This window comes from Brucepastera parasyntrophica (genome assembly GCF_022376835.1).
GTDB lineage: Bacteria > Spirochaetota > Spirochaetia > Treponematales > Treponemataceae > Brucepastera > Brucepastera parasyntrophica.
The window spans coordinates 552501-568187 of record NZ_CP084606.1; the positions used below are offsets into that span (position 1 = coordinate 552501).

A 15687-nucleotide genomic window follows, 5' to 3' on the forward strand; every position below is an offset into this window, starting at 1 on the left:
TCGTTTACGGTGTGGACTACCAGGGTATCTAATCCTGTTTGCTCCCCACACTTTCGCACCTCAGCGTCAATCATCAGCTAGAAACCCGCCTTCGCCACCGGTATTCTTCCAGATATCTACAGATTCCACCCCTACACCTGGAATTCTAGTTTCCCCTCTGTGATTCAAGTCTTGCAGTTCCCAATGCAATTCTACAGTTAAGCTGCAGGATTTCACATCAGGCTTCCAAAACCGCCTACATGCCCTTTACGCCCAATAATTCCGAACAACGCTCGCCCTTACGTGTTACCGCGGCTGCTGGCACGTAATTAGCCGGGGCTTATTCACCAACTAATGTCATCACACAGGCATTCCCTCCCATGCTTATTCTTCATTGGCAAAAGGATTTTACAACCTTTCGGCCTTCGTCATCCACGCGGCGTCGCTCCGTCAGACTTTCGTCCATTGCGGAATATTCTTAGCTGCTGCCTCCCGTAGGAGTTTGGGCCGTATCTCAGTCCCAATGTGTCCGTACACCCTCTCAGGCCGAATACCCATCGTCGCCTTGGTGGGCTCTTACCTCACCAACTAGCTAATGGGACGCGGGCCCATCCTCGAGCGGAGCCTTAGCTCCTTTCCTTATCTCACCATAGTAAAATAAGCGTATTCGGTATTATCCACTATTTCTAATGGCTATCCCCATCTCAAGGGTAGGTCACCCACGTGTTACTCACCAGTCCGCCACTCTAGGGGAGAAGCAAGCTTCTCCCTTGCCGTTCGACTTGCATGCTTAAGACGCGCCGCCAGCGTTCGTTCTGAGCCAGGATCAAACTCTCCATGATTTATTCTCTATCGGTCCGAAGACCGCTAGATATCTCATTTCAAGCCAGTTCCCTTTTTCTTATTTTTAAGGAATTTTCAAGGTTTCACGCAGGATTCTCTCCCGCGTGAGCCTCGAGGCTTTCTTTCAATGCTCTTTTGAACCTCACCATTTCAAACGGTTTGCACCGTTCAAACAGCGTCCTTCTTTCCCTTCCCTTTATTTTCAAAGATCTGCATACCCGCGCCCCATTTCGGTAAAATCGCGAGTGAATCGAATATACTACACCTTCTTAGCTCTTGTCAACTCTTTTTTTCTCTTTTTTCGCTCTTTTTTACAGAAAATTCGCGGGAAAAGAAATGAGCTAAAAGGCGCGGTCTTAATGTTTTTATTCCGGATAAATCAGAACATGAAACTAATCAAGCAGTCCAGTCAGATTATTTTTATCTATCAGCGAAAAAAAAGCCATTAAATGTGTATCCAGCTGAGTTCCGGTTACTTCTTCCATTATTCCGATTGCTTCATCATGAGTACGTTTTTTCCGGTAAACCCTGTCAGTACACAGAGCCGAATATGTATCAGCAATAGCTATTATCCGGGATTCAAGAGGGATTTCCTCGCCCTTTAATCCAAAATAGCCGTCGCCGTCTACCCGTTCATGATGATATAAAACCCAATCGCTGATTTCAGAAAAACAGGTATCATCCAGCATTTTTTTTCCGTTAAACGGATGTGTCTTTATAGCAGTCCATTCATCTATTGTCAAGGCACCCTGTTTATTCAGAATATCATCCCGGATGCTTATTTTCCCTATATCATGAAGCATGGCCGCGTCCATGAGCTTTGACTTGTTTATGCGGCGCTTGTAACTGTCATTCAGATTGTCAAAAAACAGGTCAACGATTTCATAGACATGCTGCGAATGTCCTTTAGTGTAGGCGTCTTTCAGATCAATTGCATTAACAAAAGTCTTCATGACCTCCACGGCCTTGCCCCGGAGCATTTCAGCCATTGATATCTGGGTCTGTACGGCAAAATATACAAAGACTCCTCCAAAGAAAAAGACAGAAGCAACCAGCAGATAAATAGGTTCTACATTTGATATAATAGAATATACGGCGCCTATTATATATCCCAGAATAAAAAAATAGAGCAGAACGAGGCAGACAATATCGGTTATACCGTCTCTTTTATGGCAGTTGTATGCTCCTTTTCTGTTATAGGTTAATAGTCTTTGATATCGTATTGTTGCAGTTATCAATATTATACAGCCGGATAAAATCAATACAAAACTTGCTATGCGTAACAATATCAGCTCCTTTACATTTTTTTTCAGTCTGCATAGAAGCATAATAAAATAACATTCGCTTTAATGTGCAGGCATAGAGTTACCCTATTTTACCCTATTTCACGGGAAAGTGGTTAGTTTTTAAAGTAAAATTATGCTGTTTTTCCGTCCGTATAAACAGTTTTCGAAAAAAAGCGGGGGATCCTTTCCGGGAAGCGCTGTATGGAATTATTTTTTACGGGAAAATACCCGGTAATTGATTTCCGGAAACAGATTATGTTTTTTTTCAATGGTTGTAAGCCATTCCGTACTGATAAAATTGGAGCCAAGTGATTCATATACTACGGTGAAGGCCCGTATGTTTTCTTCAAAATTTGAACGGGCATAATCGCTCATAGCAGGTTCGTTCATCATGAGGGCCCAATCCATTGACTGGGCAAGCAGAAATTCGCGTGCGGCCATGTTTAACGCCCGTTCTTTCAGTCCGCTGTCATCAGGAAACCGGTCGGCCAGGTCAATCATACGCTCGGCGGCCTTTCTGATATATACGTACATCCAGTCATTATTTCCGTTAAGAACTTCTTCCGCGTAACCGCTTTCATTCCAGGAAGAAAAATAGGGATTAATCCATTTTTCGGAAACCTCGGAAGTCAAATGCAGTGAAGGCAGGGAGAACAGAGAGGGGTTAATTGCGGCAGCCTGTCTGAACAGCTTTTCAAGCCAGGCGACGCCCTCGTACCATACATTTCCAAAAAAGATGCCGGAAAGGCACAGGCAAGAAATACCGGTTTTTCATCAAGCCGCGACGCTTCGCGGAGGACATCCAGACGTCTGTGCAAAAAGCTTTTTACATCAGTTTCGAGCTGCTGAGCGGCGCGTTCCGGTGAATAGAGCATACTTTCGCCCGCCGGAGAACGTTCCTTTGAATAAAACCGGAATCCGGTTGATCTGCGGCCGAGGGATACATCATACAGGCCGGAAAGTCTTGTTTTATCCAGATAAAACCCTATATCACTATTTATATCCAAATATACGGGATTTGCGGACAAACCTTCTTCAGGATCGGTAACTTCCTGGCAGGCAAATTTGTCGCGGCCAATAACCGCAAAACCATTTTTACAGTATGCGGGCGCAAATATTCCGGAATCGGCGGATTGGTCCGCGAACAGGATTCCGTGTGATTCAAGAATTGTGTATTTGAATCCGTAAGATTTGAGTATACTGTCGATCCCGGGAGCCCATCCGAGAGCAGGCAGCCAGAACCCGGAAGGAATTGATGTAAAATATTTGCGGTATGTAACAAGGCCTGTTTCTATCTGTGCATTGATGGTTTCCGGAATATCAATAAAGAGAGGAATAAAACAGGGGGTTGCGGTTGTGGCGAGAATTTCTATATAACCGCAACCTGCAAAATAATCGAATTTTCTGAGAATGTTCATTTCATGAACTTCAACATAGTCATGCAGGTTAATCCGGATTCTTTCGATTGTCTGTTTTATAAGCTGCTTTTTCTCCGGAGAAACATCATCCTTTTCAAGCTCTGAAATACCCAGTTCTATGGCATGCTCGAGATAATCGACATATCTTGTCTGCAGAGTCTGGTCCGCAAGCATTTCACAAAAAGTCGGAGAGAAAGCAATGGCAAATCTGAAGGGAACTCCTTCCGCTTCAAGCGCGGCGCAGCTCCGAAGCAGCGGCAGATATGTATAGGAAAGCGCGTCAAAAAACCAGCTTTCTTCCACACTCCCCGGAGTATTGCTATGCTTAATAAATGGTAAGTGAGCATGTAATATAAAAAGAAAAGACATTTGCCCCATTGTTTTCTCCGTAATAATTGAGCCGGATCCGCTATCCGAAAGATTGCCGGTGATTTCTGAAATGCAATTTCTGCAATTGCTCGATACCTGATAACTGAATCAGCGGCGGATACATTTTTCCATGGGAATGCAGTATTTTTTCATTCGATCCCGGAATCAGCTGAACGGCCGTTTTTGCAAGCAAATATTCCGGCTCATCCCTGTTCCTGGCGTACAACTCAATGCGGCAGGAATATTCATGAGCGTCAAGATGAATATACCATTTCCGGTCAGATGGTTTGATATCAATATCAAATGAATCCGTTATGGCCTGGGCTTCACCTGACGAAAAATAATTTACCCGCAGAAAAAATGACTGGAAACCATTCTTTGAGGCTATTGATGTATACTGCTGGGCATGAAAATCCCAATACACAAAAATCCATCCCGGATCCCGCATCAGGGCAGTAATTCTTGTTTCATTATATGAATCAGGCAGGGATTCATCCAGAGGAACATCAATAGGACCGTCAAGGAGGTCTTCCTCTTCCTGTGTACCGGCGAGAATTTCTTCTCCTATTTCAAGCAGTTCCCCGATAATAAAATTCCGGCTCAACCCTTCGGGAATATCAATGTTATAATAATCTGCCAATTCAATCAGTTTTTCTGTTGATAATGTATCAAGATGAACCCTGGTCAGTGCAATATCTTTCATACTTTCATGTAATGATGGAGAAAACGGGAGATTCTGTCAAGTAAGCGGATGGATTCAGTAAAAGGTGATAAATCGCTCTGTAATGTGCCGGGAGGGAGACTGTTATAGACAATTTCCGGGGGATTGTATACAGTCAAGAATAAATCGGTGTACCGGGGAAGCGGAGGGATGCGCTTTCCGGAATGTTTTGAAATAACAGCGGAGAAAAATGAAAAAAAAAATTACGGATTTATTTTTAAAATACTGGAAACTGATACCGATTATTCTGGTGATTGTCATAATAATTGCCTTGATTCCGAAGCTTTCTACTATTACTGTTGATGATATTATAAATTACACCCCTTCGTCGCTGCCTCTTGCCGCGCTTACTATTCTGGGCATTTACTGCGTAAAATCGATTGTCATGTTTATTCCTCTCGTCGCGCTGTATATCAGCGCCGGACTGATCTTTCCTACCGGATGGGCGCTTCTGTTAACCTATTTCTGTCTTACCTGCGAGCTGAGTCTGGGCTATGTTCTCGGGCGCAAGCTGGGAAAAGATAAAATTGATGCGGTGGTCCGGAATAACAAAAAACTTGCCGGTTTTTTTTCTGTCCACAAAAAAAATACCAATACAACCTGTTTTCTGGCCAGATTTTTACCCTTCCCCAGCGACCCGGTAAATATGTTTTTTGGCGCATCGGGAATGCCGTATATTTCTTTTCTTTTTTTCTCTCTGCTCGGCCTCAGCCCATATATGATACCCTATGTTATTGCCGGCCGGTCCATAACAACCCCTCTTTCAAAGGAATTTCTTATTCCTTTCGGCATCAGTATCTCCATTTCGGTTATTGTATTTATTGTTTTTCAGATAACAAATAAAAAAAAGGCTGTCCCTACCGAAACACAGGAAGAGCAAAGTTCAGAGACTGCAGAATAGTCTCTCCGGCTATTGCTGCCTCATAGTTATAATAATTCAGTTATTGCTTTTTTTATATGCGGGTTTATTTCAAAGTTCCTGTCGAGAAATTCCAGAATGGCTTTTGCGGACTCAGGATTCCTGTCATATCCCTGAATAAACCCGCTTAAGTTACTATTTAGGCCGGGGTATCTGTTTTCAATCCGTCTGGTTTTATCAAAAATATCCTTATCATCTTTTTTTGGTTTTTCAAGAATTTCTGTCAGGTCCAGAATCCTGTCCACTGCATAATTTTGAATAAATCTGCATGCGGATAATTTTTCTCCGCGCCGGCAACGGCAAAGCCCCACATAGAGATTCGTCAAAGCTTCACCAATAATCCATTGCAGGTCTGCTTCCTGTTGCTGCCGGGCGGCTGTTACCGGGACACAATCTGACGGGGCAAAATCAGTTGCGTGCCAGATCAGTCTGCCTTCTGAAAAAGGTATTTTTGCCAATTCCGGCTCTTCAAAAACGGCAAACTCGCAGAACACACCGTCCGTGAAAAGAAGCTTATAGCCGTCTGAAGTATTTTTGAATTGATACCCGACAGGGGCTGCAGAAGCAAGCCAGCCGAGATTTTCAATATATTGCCGCTTATACCCGTTCCTGACTATTACAAAAAAATCAAGATCGGAATATTCATCCAGCCGGTCCTGATCCAAACCGCAGGACCCAAGAGCCAAAAGAGCCAGGGCGTTTCCCGAGTTTTTAAGGGAAAGACCTATATCCTCCAAACGCCGGATTAACAGTTGCCTTTTGTCCATATCATGCAAAATCCTTATTGGCTGAAATGTTACCCTACCCGGCTGATTATGCCTAGTGTCATATACAGCCCGGTATATTCATTTAAATTGCGAAAATCATCCCTATCCGAGTCTTTAATAAATTCCCCCTGTTATGATATAGTATTACATAACAGAAAAAGCAGGAGCCAGTTATGGATAAAATGACGGTCGGGGTAATAGGTTTCGGAACAGTAGGAACCGGTGTGGTAAAAATTTTATTAAACGAAAAAAAATGCTTGAAGTCAGGGCAGGAATTCCTGTGGAGCTGAAAAAAATTGTTGATCTGGACATAACAAACGACCGGGGAATTTCCGTTGACAAAACAATCCTCAGTACGGATATCCGGGATATACTTGATGATAAAGAAATAAATACCGTTGTGGAAGTAATCGGCGGGGAAAATCCGGCAAAGGCCTTTATTGAAAAGGCCCTGCTTTCAGGGAAAAATGTTGTGACGTCCAATAAAGAAGTTATTGCGAAACACGGCAAATACTTCACCCGGATTGCAAAAGAACATGACTGCTCCATTTTATATGAGGCTGCGGTGGGCGGCGGAATTCCGGTCCTCCATGCCATACAGAATTCCCTGTCAGGAAATAATATTGAAAAGATATTTGGTATTGTAAACGGAACAACAAACTATATCCTGTCAAAGATGGCGGCTTCCGGCGCTGATTTTTCCGGAACGCTGCAGGAAGCGCAGGAGCTGGGGTACGCGGAGGCTGATCCGAAAAATGATATTGAAGGCTATGATGTAGCATACAAACTGGCAATTCTCGCCTCGCTTGCATTCCGCTGCGATATTGATTACAGCAGGATATTCCGTGAAGGCATAACAAAAATATCGTCGGAGGACATTGCGGCGGCAAGACAATTCGGCTATACCATAAAAATGCTTGCCATGGGAATAAATCATAAGGACAGTATAGAATTGCATGTACACCCGGTTATGATTGAGAACAGCCATCCTCTGGCGACTGTAAATGATGTATTTAATGCGATTTATATCAGGGGCGATAATCTGGGAGACTCCATGTTTTACGGGCGGGGCGCGGGAGAACTTCCGACGGCATCCGCTGTTGTTGGGGACATAATGAATCTTGCCTTCCGCAAAGAGAACGGTTTTACCATGGACAACGAATATGATCTGGAAAAACGCAGTATCCTGCCAATGGATGAGTGCATCACCAGCTTTTTTATCAGGTATTCCGTCGAAGACAAACCGGGGGTACTTGCCGATATAGCCGCAGTTTTTGCCAAGCATACCATCAGCATTCTCAGCATACAGCAAATAGGCAGCCATAAAGATACCGCCGCAATTACCGCAATAACGCATCCGGTTACGGAACGGCAAATGAAGCTTGCGCTTGAAGAACTGGAAAAGCTTGACAGTGTAAGGGAAATCTGTTCGGTTATCCGTGTAGGGCTTGGAGAATAGCGCGTCAGGAACACCACGGATATTTCCGGGACGCATCCGGCTTTTTAAACGGGGAAATTACCAGGGACTCAGCGTAATAGTGCTGAGTCTCACATTTTTTTTCTGTGGGGAAACTGCTTTTCAAACTGTACAAGCTCGGACGGGTTTACGTCAAAGACGCTGTCCTGATACATTTTTCCGGTAACTCCGTCCAGCCCGTTTTCTGACAGCGCGAGGATCATAAACTCTTCAAAGTTATCACCGTCTTTGGTTGTAATATTATAGTTTTTTGCATTAACGAATCCGAACCTGCGATAGTATTTCGGATCGCCGAACAGGGTTACGGCCCTGAAATCGAGTTCCCTTGCCTTTTCAAGGCTTGTATGAATCAGCTGCGACCCGACGCCCTTATTCTGATATTCGGGCAATACTGACAAAGGACCTATACACACGAGGGTATATTCCTCTCCCTCCGCGCTGACGATTTTTGCTTTGGTATATATAATGTTACCAATAATCTTTTTTCCGTCACAGGCAACAAAGTCAAGCTCGGAAATAAAAGAGGACTTTTTTCTCGCCTTGTGAACGATCAGATGTTCATCACAGCCGGGCCGGTAAATATCCCAGAAGGCGTCGCGTGTAACCAACTCCGTCTCCCTGTAATCAGCCGGCAATTCATTTCTAATAAGCAGTTGCATAATCGGTTCCTCTATTGCAGACTTTTTCTGTGATAAAAAAATATGAAATAAATACAATTTAAATATAACACATGTGATACAGTTTTGTTTGAAAGGATTGTTACTATATTGTAAAAACTATATTTTCTGTTCGAGGTAGGTTTTTAATATTCCTGCATGATTATGATCGCTGTCTTTTGCGGCATACAGCAATGTTATGACTTTGTGTGATCCGGCAGTTCTGATAAAGTCCTTTACAGACTGGGAGCTGGACAGTTCTCCGGTATATCTTTCAGTAAAAGAATCCCACCGATTTTCCGGGTCTTCATGAAACCATTCCCGCAATTCAGGAGAAGGAGCCAGGTCCTTTGCCCATAAATCATAATGCAGATTTTCCTTTTTTACGCCGCGGGGCCATAAGCGGTCGACCAGAACCCTGTATCCGTCATCCGGCGACTCTGTATCATATACCCGTTTAATTTTTATATTGCTGATATGCCCCCCTTTGGTGCGGCATAAATTCCGGCTTTCCGCACACCGTAAATAATGGAAAAAACGCGTCAGGTCTTATGAAAAACAGCGTTATTTCCCATGTCAAAATACCCGCCGGCCGCCAGCTCGAAATGGAGCTTGGCTATTCCCAGATCAACCAAATCAAACCGGTAGTCGTCCGGCACGCCGGCCCTTACAGTGCCGCCGCTGTACTCAAAGAATACCTTTTGGGTATTTTTCGCAGACGGAGCTTTCTGCACCGCGTGCATTGCTGAGATAAACCATTCCGGCGGCTCCGAATCTGAACGGTACATTTCTCCGATTTCCTTTGTCCGCCGGCGGCTCACACCATAAAAAAACCGCTCCTTCAGAGAGTAGCTGTCGGGAACATTTCCTGCAGTAATCACACAGACCAGTTCTTCTCCACCGGACAGGACAAAAACCGGATTTTCCCTCTCAAATGTCCCGCCGACCCAGCAGGTTCCGAGATCCAGTTTTGTTGCTTCAAGAACAGCCTTTTCACCGTAATGGCCGCTTTTTTCCTTAAGGTTACCATCGTCCGAAGGTCCCTTAATTACAATAAGCGTGCGGACGCCTTTGAACATTCCGTATGATTTTCCGAAACCATTAAAGGCATCGCTTCCGTCTTCCAGATATTCCATATTTAAACCGGACTGTCCGTTATATTCCGCAAGGATTTTTTTCATATACGAGGCTTTGCTTTCCGCTATGGGAAGAGCTAAATAGGTACGCCGGGACTGCCTAACATTGACTGCCTCAATATCATTCATATAGTAAATATACGTTCTTTTCCCGAAAAAAGAAATTCAACCGGTTTCTTTTTTGGCGAGTGCAGTTATCCGTCTGATAAAATCACCCTTTGCGTCAGTATATGTGTCTCTGTTGTATTTGTGGACTTCCGCCAGGCGGGTCTTTACAGCCTCATATTCCCGTGCCGCGGAGGAATGCGCTATCAGATAATCCCTGAAATAAATCTCGTCGTTGTCGGAAGAATAGCGGATATGAACATGATAGGCCTGACCGACAAAACCCCTGATAGTGTACCCCGATACAAACATCATATGGGGCGGCGGTTTGCGAGGCTGGGGAAGGCAGATGAACCCGCCGTTTTCCATCTTTGTTTTCAGTTCAGGAATACCGGCAGAGGCGCTGATCTGCACAAGGATATCAATGGTATCTTTTGCCAGAATCCCGGGAATTGCAGTACTTCCTATGTGTTCAATATTCAGGATGTTTTCCGTTCCCATAAGCCTGATGAGTTTTTCCCTCGCATCGAGGAAAAGTTCCGGCCAGGTTTCCTTCGGCGCACTGAGCTGCACCGGAAACAGTTTCCCGAGTTCCTCGGGCGTCATATCGGACAAATTTTTTGCCATAGCATCTCCGCTCAAATAACAGCCATCCCCTGTCCGCTTATGTGAACCGCATTACAAAACCTTTTTTGCTGTTTCCGTCAAAGCCCATTTTTTCATAAAAACGGTGGGACCCGGACCGTCCCGAACTGCTGAGTAAAAGGACCTTGTAGCAGCCCGAATTTTCCGCGAATAAAAGAGCGGAATCCATAAGACGCCGCCCTATTCCAAGATTCCGGTACCCGCTGTCAACAATAACATTTTCAATCACAGCGAAAGGCCTCCCGCCCCTTGTAAGGTTGGGAATAATAAACACCGAACAGGAACCGACCGCGGTATCAGAATCGCAGGCAAGAAATATCCGTGAGTCCCTGTCCGCCAGTATTTTTTTCCATATTCGCCTCACGGTTTTTCCGTCAGGAGGATTGTCTTCGGGATTGAGCTGTTTGTATAAACTGATCAGCCCGCCGAGATCTTTTTTTCCGGCGGCCCTGTATGTTATTGTTTCATTCATATCCCGGACCTTTTACCGGTTTGTTCATTGAGGCCGGGACGGAGTCCGGCTGCCGGCAGATACTGCGGTGTTTTTCATCCTGAATACTTTTACCTGAAGAATTTTTTTATACTGCATAAAGTCTTCATTGCAGGTAAATATTTCCCAATTGTTCCGGACTGCTACCGCGCAGTTCAGGAAATCGGCAGGATTTCCCTGTACGCCGGCAGCGGCGCTTTTGAGCGCCAATTCCGCCGCAAGCTCGTAATCTTCAGTGACAGGATCATAGTTTTCCAGGGCCAGCATTTTTCTCCTGATCACATCCCTGACTGTTTTGTCGGGTATTGAGGAAAGAAGCTCCTGCCTGATCTGTCCCGTAATTATTACCCGCAGGTCCCGCATCAGGGAAGCCAACATATCGGTTATTTCAGACGCCTGCGCATTTCTGCTCGTTTTACTGAAAGCAACCAGCCAGACTGAAGCATCGACCAGTACTTTCATTTTTACTCCGGCTTTTTTTGCCTGACGGGATTGCCCCCGCCGTATTAAATGAATCAATGACATCATCCATTTTCCGTCTCCGGATAAATTCCTCAAGCGCAAGATTAACCGTAGCTTTTTTTGTTTTCAGTCCGCCTATTTTCAGGGCTTCATCAAGCAGCCCGTCATCAATCGCAAGATTTGTTGCCATTACAATTCCTCCTTTGAAAAATCTTACACATAGTTATGTGTAAAGTCAAGTATTCTTACACATAACTATGTGTAAGAAATGCCTTTCCGGTTCTGCGGACAGGCGCTGAGGGATACTCTCCGGCTTTTGTATTATGTATAACATTCATGGTGCGGAAAGCCTCCGGACCGGCATTACAGGCCCCGGATAATACGGGCGAATGCCGGAAAATCCGGCGATTTCCGCATGGATGTCCGAAAAAAATACTTTTTCAGGCGGGAGCGGAACCAATAACAGTTGCAAAATTTCCTTTGCCGGAGTAAAATTAATTATATACATTTGTTAAAAACGGGCAGCAGGGTTTGGGGACCGTTTCCCTGAATAAGAATTATGGTTAACCGCTGCAAAAAGCGTATTCTGAGGAAGAATTACTATGAATGATAATGATCAAAATCTTGAAGAGCTGCAAAAGGCCTTCGATGCGGCAAGCTGGACAAATCAGGCAAAAAGCAATTTTATTTCACATATGGCACATGACATCCGTACCCGCATGAATGCAATTATCGGCATGACCGGTGTAGCGCTGGCAAATATTGATAACAGGTCAAAGGTACAGGACTCGCTGAAAAAAATATCCCAGTCAAGCACCCATTTGCTGGAGCTGATTAACGATATTCTGGACATGTCCAGAATTGAAAGCGGAAAAATGGCGCTTATTAATGATAAGACAGCGCTGCCTGCGATCATCAAAAACGTAGTCACCATTATGCAGCCGAGAATCAAGGCAAAAGACCAGGAATTGAATATCAGGCTCCACAATGTCGAACATGAAAGACTTTACTGTGATTTTCTTCGCCTGAATCAGGTTTTTATAAATATTCTGTCAAACGCGGTTAAATTCACGCCGGACGGAGGACGGATCACCCTGGATATAGAAGAATTGCCGCCCAGGGAAGAGGGAGCGGCCTTTTTCAGATTCACCTGCGCCGATACCGGCATAGGTATGAAGCCCGAATTTCTGAAGGATATTTTTTCCGTATTTTCACGGGATACCGGGGATGAAGCGGCGGAAGGTTCCGGCATGGGAATGGCCATTTGCAAAACCATAATTGATATGATGGGCGGGACAATATCCGTACAGAGCGAGGAAGGCAAGGGTTCCGTTTTTACTGTTGAACTTTCCCTCAAAATCGCCGACGCACCGGCTGAAGCCATGAAACTCCCTGCCCTCCGTATTCTCGTTGTTGATGATGACACCGTGACCTGTGAAACCGTTTCGGGTACGCTCGCTTCGCTGGGAGTGAAGGCCGAATGGACAGACAAAAGCAGGGACGCGGCGGAAAAAGTCGCGGCCGCGAAAAATGAAGGCCGGAGCTATGACGCCATAATTATCGACTGGCATATGCGTGATATGGATGGAATTGAAACGACCAAGGAAATAAGGAAACAGGTGGGGTTCGGTATTCCCATATTGCTGACATCCGTATGCGACTGGGCAGATATTGAGGATGAAGCCCGAAAGGCCGGAGTAAACGGGTTTATCGCAAAACCTCTGTTTAAATCAGCCCTGTTCAACGGTCTTAAAAAGTATGTACTCCGCATGGATGAGACTGAAAAAGGGTCAGGTTACCGGGAAGTTTTCAATTTCACGGGTAAAAGGATTCTGCTGGTGGAAGATAATGAAATCAATCAGATAATTACCAAGGAGCTTCTTGCCGATACGGGAGTGGTTATCGACTGCGCCGAAAACGGCGAAGAAGGCGTAAAGCTGTTTGCCGGGTCAGCGGAAAACTATTATGATTTGATTCTGATGGACATCCAGATGCCTGTTATGAACGGTTATGAGGCGACCCGACAGATCAGGGCTATGGACAGAAAGGATGCAAAGAAGGTCCCTGTTATCGCCATGACGGCCGATGCCTTTTCGGAGGACATTGACCTTGCGCTGAAAGCCGGGATGAACAGCCATATCGCGAAGCCCATAGATCCGGTAAGACTGAAACGGGAAATCCATAAAAATCTGGGAAGGAACTGATTATATTGAAAAAGAGCAGGCCATATTCCTGCTCTTTTTTTTTGCTCGGCCTCAGTATACTGCCTCATCCTTATCCATGAGAATGAGTATAACTCAAAGCTTTTTCACTTCCCTGTATCGGAAACAGTCGGTTGTATGATCATTTACAATACCGACCGCCTGCATGAATGCGTATATGATGGTTGAACCGACAAAGTTCATGCCCCGTTTTTTGAGGTCTTTTGAAATTGTATCCGAAAGTCCGGTGGCCGCGGGAATATCCATATATGAACTGAAGTTGTTCTGTATCGGCTTTCCGCCGGTAAACGACCAGATATAGGTGTCAAAGCTGCCGAATTCCTTCTGGATTTCCAAAAAGACTTTTGCGTTCCTTATCGCAGATTTTATCTTGAGCCGGTTCCGGATGATGCCGGGATTTTGAAGAAGTTCAGCTTCTTTTTTTCACTGTATTTTGCTACCTTTGCGGGATCAAAGCGGTCAAAGGCGGCGCGGTAGTTTTCCCTTTTTTAAGGACCGTTGCCCATGAAAGCCCCGCCTGGGCGCCTTCAAGCACAAGAAATTCAAAAAGAGTATTATCATCATGCACAGGCGTTCCCCAATCCCGGTCATGGTACTCCGTATACAGGCTGTCGGCGTTAAGCGCCCACATGCACCTCTGTTTCATCTATAAGGCCTCCGTTTCAGTTACTTGCTGCCAGTATAGTCTTTTTACGCGGTTTCGAAAACCGGACAACTGATCCGAGGCGGGCATATGCGGCAATTCCGCCGGAACCGGGAAAACACCGGGCGGAAGAAAGTCCCCGCCGGGAAGCCCGCTTCTGAATTTGCCTAATCAGGCCCGGTATGTTACATTATAAATAGTTTAACTGCAAATTGCAGTATTAAAAAGGAGATTATATGAAAAGCGATCCTAAAATCATTGACAAGCTTAATTATCTGCTGGCCGGGGAACTTACTGCTATCAATCAGTATATTGTACATGCCGAAATGTGCGAAGACTGGGGCTATGAAAAGCTTCATGAACATTTTGAGAAGCGGGCCATTAGCGAAATGAAACATGCCGAAAGACTTATCGGAAGGATCCTCTTTCTTGACGGCAGGCCAAAGGTTGATACACTGAATAAGATTTATATTGGTCAGGACGTGCCCGAAATGCTGAAAAATGATCATGAAGCAGAGGCAAATACCATTAAGGATTATAATGACGCCATTGTTCTTGCTGCTGAAGTAAAGGATCATGCTACCCGGGATTTTCTTCAGGAAATACTGAATGACGAAGATAAACATATTGATGATATTGAAGGACTGCAGGACCAGATTGACCAGATGTCTCTTCAGGTTTTTCTGTCTACACAGACCGAGGAATAAGGTTTCGCTTATTTATTTTTCCGTGACGGTCGGGGCGCTGCTCCGGCTGTCACAGGTACGAAGAAAATACCCGCTGTTCAGCAGGTCCATGTTTTTCACATTGAGGTTCCTTCGCCGCTGATTATACCGGTCATTTTTTCTACCCAGACTTTGTCCATAACCGCGAGTCTGTTCTTTTTAAGGTTTTCCTTAACTATCCATCTGATATTTTTATTATCACTTTGCGCCAGTTTTTCAAGACAGGTTTTTCCCGGTCCGGGGAGAGCGACAATTGCTACACTCCAGCCATAACCAAGGGCCTTCCGGAGTGAGGTCTGTGCGTCGGTCAATTTCCCTGTTACAGTTCCGAAACCCGATGTGATTCGATCAAGTATCCGAAAAACTTCTTTTACTGTTGCGGGGTCTTTCAGGAGTTTCGGCTCGCAGAGGGCCGCGACAACAGCCCTCTGTTCAAATTCATTTCCCCTGCTCCATTCCCGGAGAATAGAGATGATTTGCTGTATATTTCCGGGGTCTGAGATTTCCTGGACAGCGATGGCAACGGCTTCCCTTATCCGCCAGCTTGAGTGGGAAGCGTATTTCCTTATCAGCGACAGGGCCAAGTCCGGGTTTTCCGCATTCAGAATGGCGGTGCCGACAATTCCGCACATTACAACAAATTCCTCGGGAGAATTGCTGAGCGTGTCCGTATAATACGAAAGGCATTCCTTTACTTCTTTTTCCGTCGCTGTTTTTGAAAAAGAATACAGTAATTCCAGGTTACCCCGCGGACCGGGGAGCCCGGAATTTGCCAGAAGGTTTTCAATTGTCCTGCTCATATATTTTCCTGATTATCAGAAATA

Annotated in this window: 17 protein-coding genes, 1 rRNA gene and 1 pseudogene (1 of these 19 cut by a window edge); 4 read left to right on the plus strand and 15 right to left on the minus strand. The window is 45.0% G+C overall.

Going from position 1 to position 15687, the window contains the following annotated elements:
* The 5 genes from K7I13_RS02595 to K7I13_RS02615 all read right to left on the minus strand — a co-directional run.
* Nucleotides 1–821, minus strand: a 16S ribosomal RNA gene (locus tag K7I13_RS02595) (it extends 724 nt beyond the left edge of the window).
* A gap of 393 nt (nucleotides 822–1214) precedes the next feature.
* Nucleotides 1215–2060: an HD-GYP domain-containing protein gene (locus K7I13_RS02600; RefSeq protein WP_255947711.1), complete on the minus strand. Its 846-nt coding sequence runs from the start codon at nucleotides 2058–2060 to the stop codon at nucleotides 1215–1217.
* Nucleotides 2061–2315: 255 nt separating this feature from the next.
* Entirely contained in the window at nucleotides 2316–2741 is a 426-nt protein-coding gene (locus tag K7I13_RS02605) for a 1,4-alpha-glucan branching protein domain-containing protein (protein ID WP_255947713.1), read from the minus strand.
* A complete protein-coding gene (locus K7I13_RS02610) occupies nucleotides 2738–3829 on the minus strand; it encodes a polysaccharide deacetylase family protein (RefSeq protein ID WP_439647460.1) in 1092 nt (363 codons plus the stop codon). Before K7I13_RS02610 ends, K7I13_RS02605 begins: the two co-directional genes overlap by 4 nt.
* Nucleotides 3830–3935: 106 nt before the next feature.
* Entirely contained in the window at nucleotides 3936–4598 is a 663-nt protein-coding gene (locus tag K7I13_RS02615) for a DUF4912 domain-containing protein (RefSeq protein ID WP_255947717.1), read from the minus strand.
* 208 nt (nucleotides 4599–4806) lie between these two features.
* On the opposite strand from K7I13_RS02615, the gene K7I13_RS02620 reads away from it, so the two are divergent.
* Nucleotides 4807–5517 (plus strand): TVP38/TMEM64 family protein, encoded by a 711-nt coding sequence (locus K7I13_RS02620; protein ID WP_255947719.1) that lies wholly within the window; start codon nucleotides 4807–4809, stop codon nucleotides 5515–5517.
* A 26-nt stretch (nucleotides 5518–5543) separates the two neighbouring features.
* Here the strand turns inward: K7I13_RS02620 and K7I13_RS02625 are convergent, their stop codons facing one another.
* On the minus strand, nucleotides 5544–6302 hold the full coding sequence (locus K7I13_RS02625; protein WP_255947721.1) for a hypothetical protein: 759 nt from the start codon (nucleotides 6300–6302) through the stop codon (nucleotides 5544–5546).
* 280 nt (nucleotides 6303–6582) lie between these two features.
* On the opposite strand from K7I13_RS02625, the gene K7I13_RS02630 reads away from it, so the two are divergent.
* Complete coding sequence (locus K7I13_RS02630; protein WP_255947723.1) at nucleotides 6583–7761, plus strand: homoserine dehydrogenase; 1179 nt, start codon at nucleotides 6583–6585, stop codon at nucleotides 7759–7761.
* A gap of 89 nt (nucleotides 7762–7850) precedes the next feature.
* Here K7I13_RS02630 and K7I13_RS02635 read toward each other — a convergent pair whose 3' ends face one another.
* From K7I13_RS02635 to K7I13_RS02660, 7 genes are all read right to left on the minus strand, one after another.
* The gene (locus K7I13_RS02635; RefSeq protein ID WP_255947725.1) at nucleotides 7851–8438 is read right to left on the minus strand and encodes a GNAT family N-acetyltransferase; all 588 of its coding nucleotides are present in this window, start codon (nucleotides 8436–8438) and stop codon (nucleotides 7851–7853) included.
* A 117-nt stretch (nucleotides 8439–8555) separates the two neighbouring features.
* Nucleotides 8556–8981 carry a DUF488 domain-containing protein gene (locus K7I13_RS15500; protein WP_369413720.1) on the minus strand — a complete coding sequence of 142 codons (426 nt, stop codon included), beginning with the start codon at nucleotides 8979–8981 and terminating at the stop codon, nucleotides 8556–8558.
* Nucleotides 8978–9700, minus strand: a complete 723-nt coding sequence (locus tag K7I13_RS02640; RefSeq protein ID WP_255947727.1) for a nitroreductase family protein — start codon at nucleotides 9698–9700, stop codon at nucleotides 8978–8980. Before K7I13_RS02640 ends, K7I13_RS15500 begins: the two co-directional genes overlap by 4 nt.
* 36 nt (nucleotides 9701–9736) lie before the next feature.
* Nucleotides 9737–10303 (minus strand): GrpB family protein, encoded by a 567-nt coding sequence (locus K7I13_RS02645; RefSeq protein ID WP_255947729.1) that lies wholly within the window; start codon nucleotides 10301–10303, stop codon nucleotides 9737–9739.
* A gap of 37 nt (nucleotides 10304–10340) precedes the next feature.
* Nucleotides 10341–10793 carry a GNAT family N-acetyltransferase gene (locus tag K7I13_RS02650; protein ID WP_255947731.1) on the minus strand — a complete coding sequence of 151 codons (453 nt, stop codon included), beginning with the start codon at nucleotides 10791–10793 and terminating at the stop codon, nucleotides 10341–10343.
* Nucleotides 10794–10817: 24 nt separating this feature from the next.
* Entirely contained in the window at nucleotides 10818–11273 is a 456-nt protein-coding gene (locus K7I13_RS02655) for a PIN domain-containing protein (protein ID WP_255947733.1), read from the minus strand.
* A complete protein-coding gene (locus K7I13_RS02660) occupies nucleotides 11227–11463 on the minus strand; it encodes a type II toxin-antitoxin system VapB family antitoxin (protein WP_255947735.1) in 237 nt (78 codons plus the stop codon). Before K7I13_RS02660 ends, K7I13_RS02655 begins: the two co-directional genes overlap by 47 nt.
* Before the next feature lie 412 nt (nucleotides 11464–11875).
* Here K7I13_RS02660 and K7I13_RS02665 point away from each other — a divergent pair, with 412 nt between their 5' ends.
* Nucleotides 11876–13477, plus strand: a complete 1602-nt coding sequence (locus K7I13_RS02665; protein ID WP_255947736.1) for an ATP-binding response regulator — start codon at nucleotides 11876–11878, stop codon at nucleotides 13475–13477.
* A gap of 93 nt (nucleotides 13478–13570) precedes the next feature.
* Here K7I13_RS02665 and K7I13_RS15545 read toward each other — a convergent pair.
* Nucleotides 13571–14141 (minus strand): annotated as a pseudogene (locus tag K7I13_RS15545) (DNA-3-methyladenine glycosylase I).
* 233 nt (nucleotides 14142–14374) lie between these two features.
* Between K7I13_RS15545 and bfr the strand changes: the two are divergent.
* Nucleotides 14375–14845 (plus strand): bacterioferritin, encoded by a 471-nt coding sequence (gene bfr / locus K7I13_RS02680; RefSeq protein WP_255947740.1) that lies wholly within the window; start codon nucleotides 14375–14377, stop codon nucleotides 14843–14845.
* 95 nt (nucleotides 14846–14940) lie between these two features.
* Here bfr and K7I13_RS02685 read toward each other — a convergent pair whose 3' ends face one another.
* A complete protein-coding gene (locus K7I13_RS02685) occupies nucleotides 14941–15663 on the minus strand; it encodes a HEAT repeat domain-containing protein (RefSeq protein ID WP_255947743.1) in 723 nt (240 codons plus the stop codon).
* Nucleotides 15664–15687 lie beyond the last annotated feature (24 nt).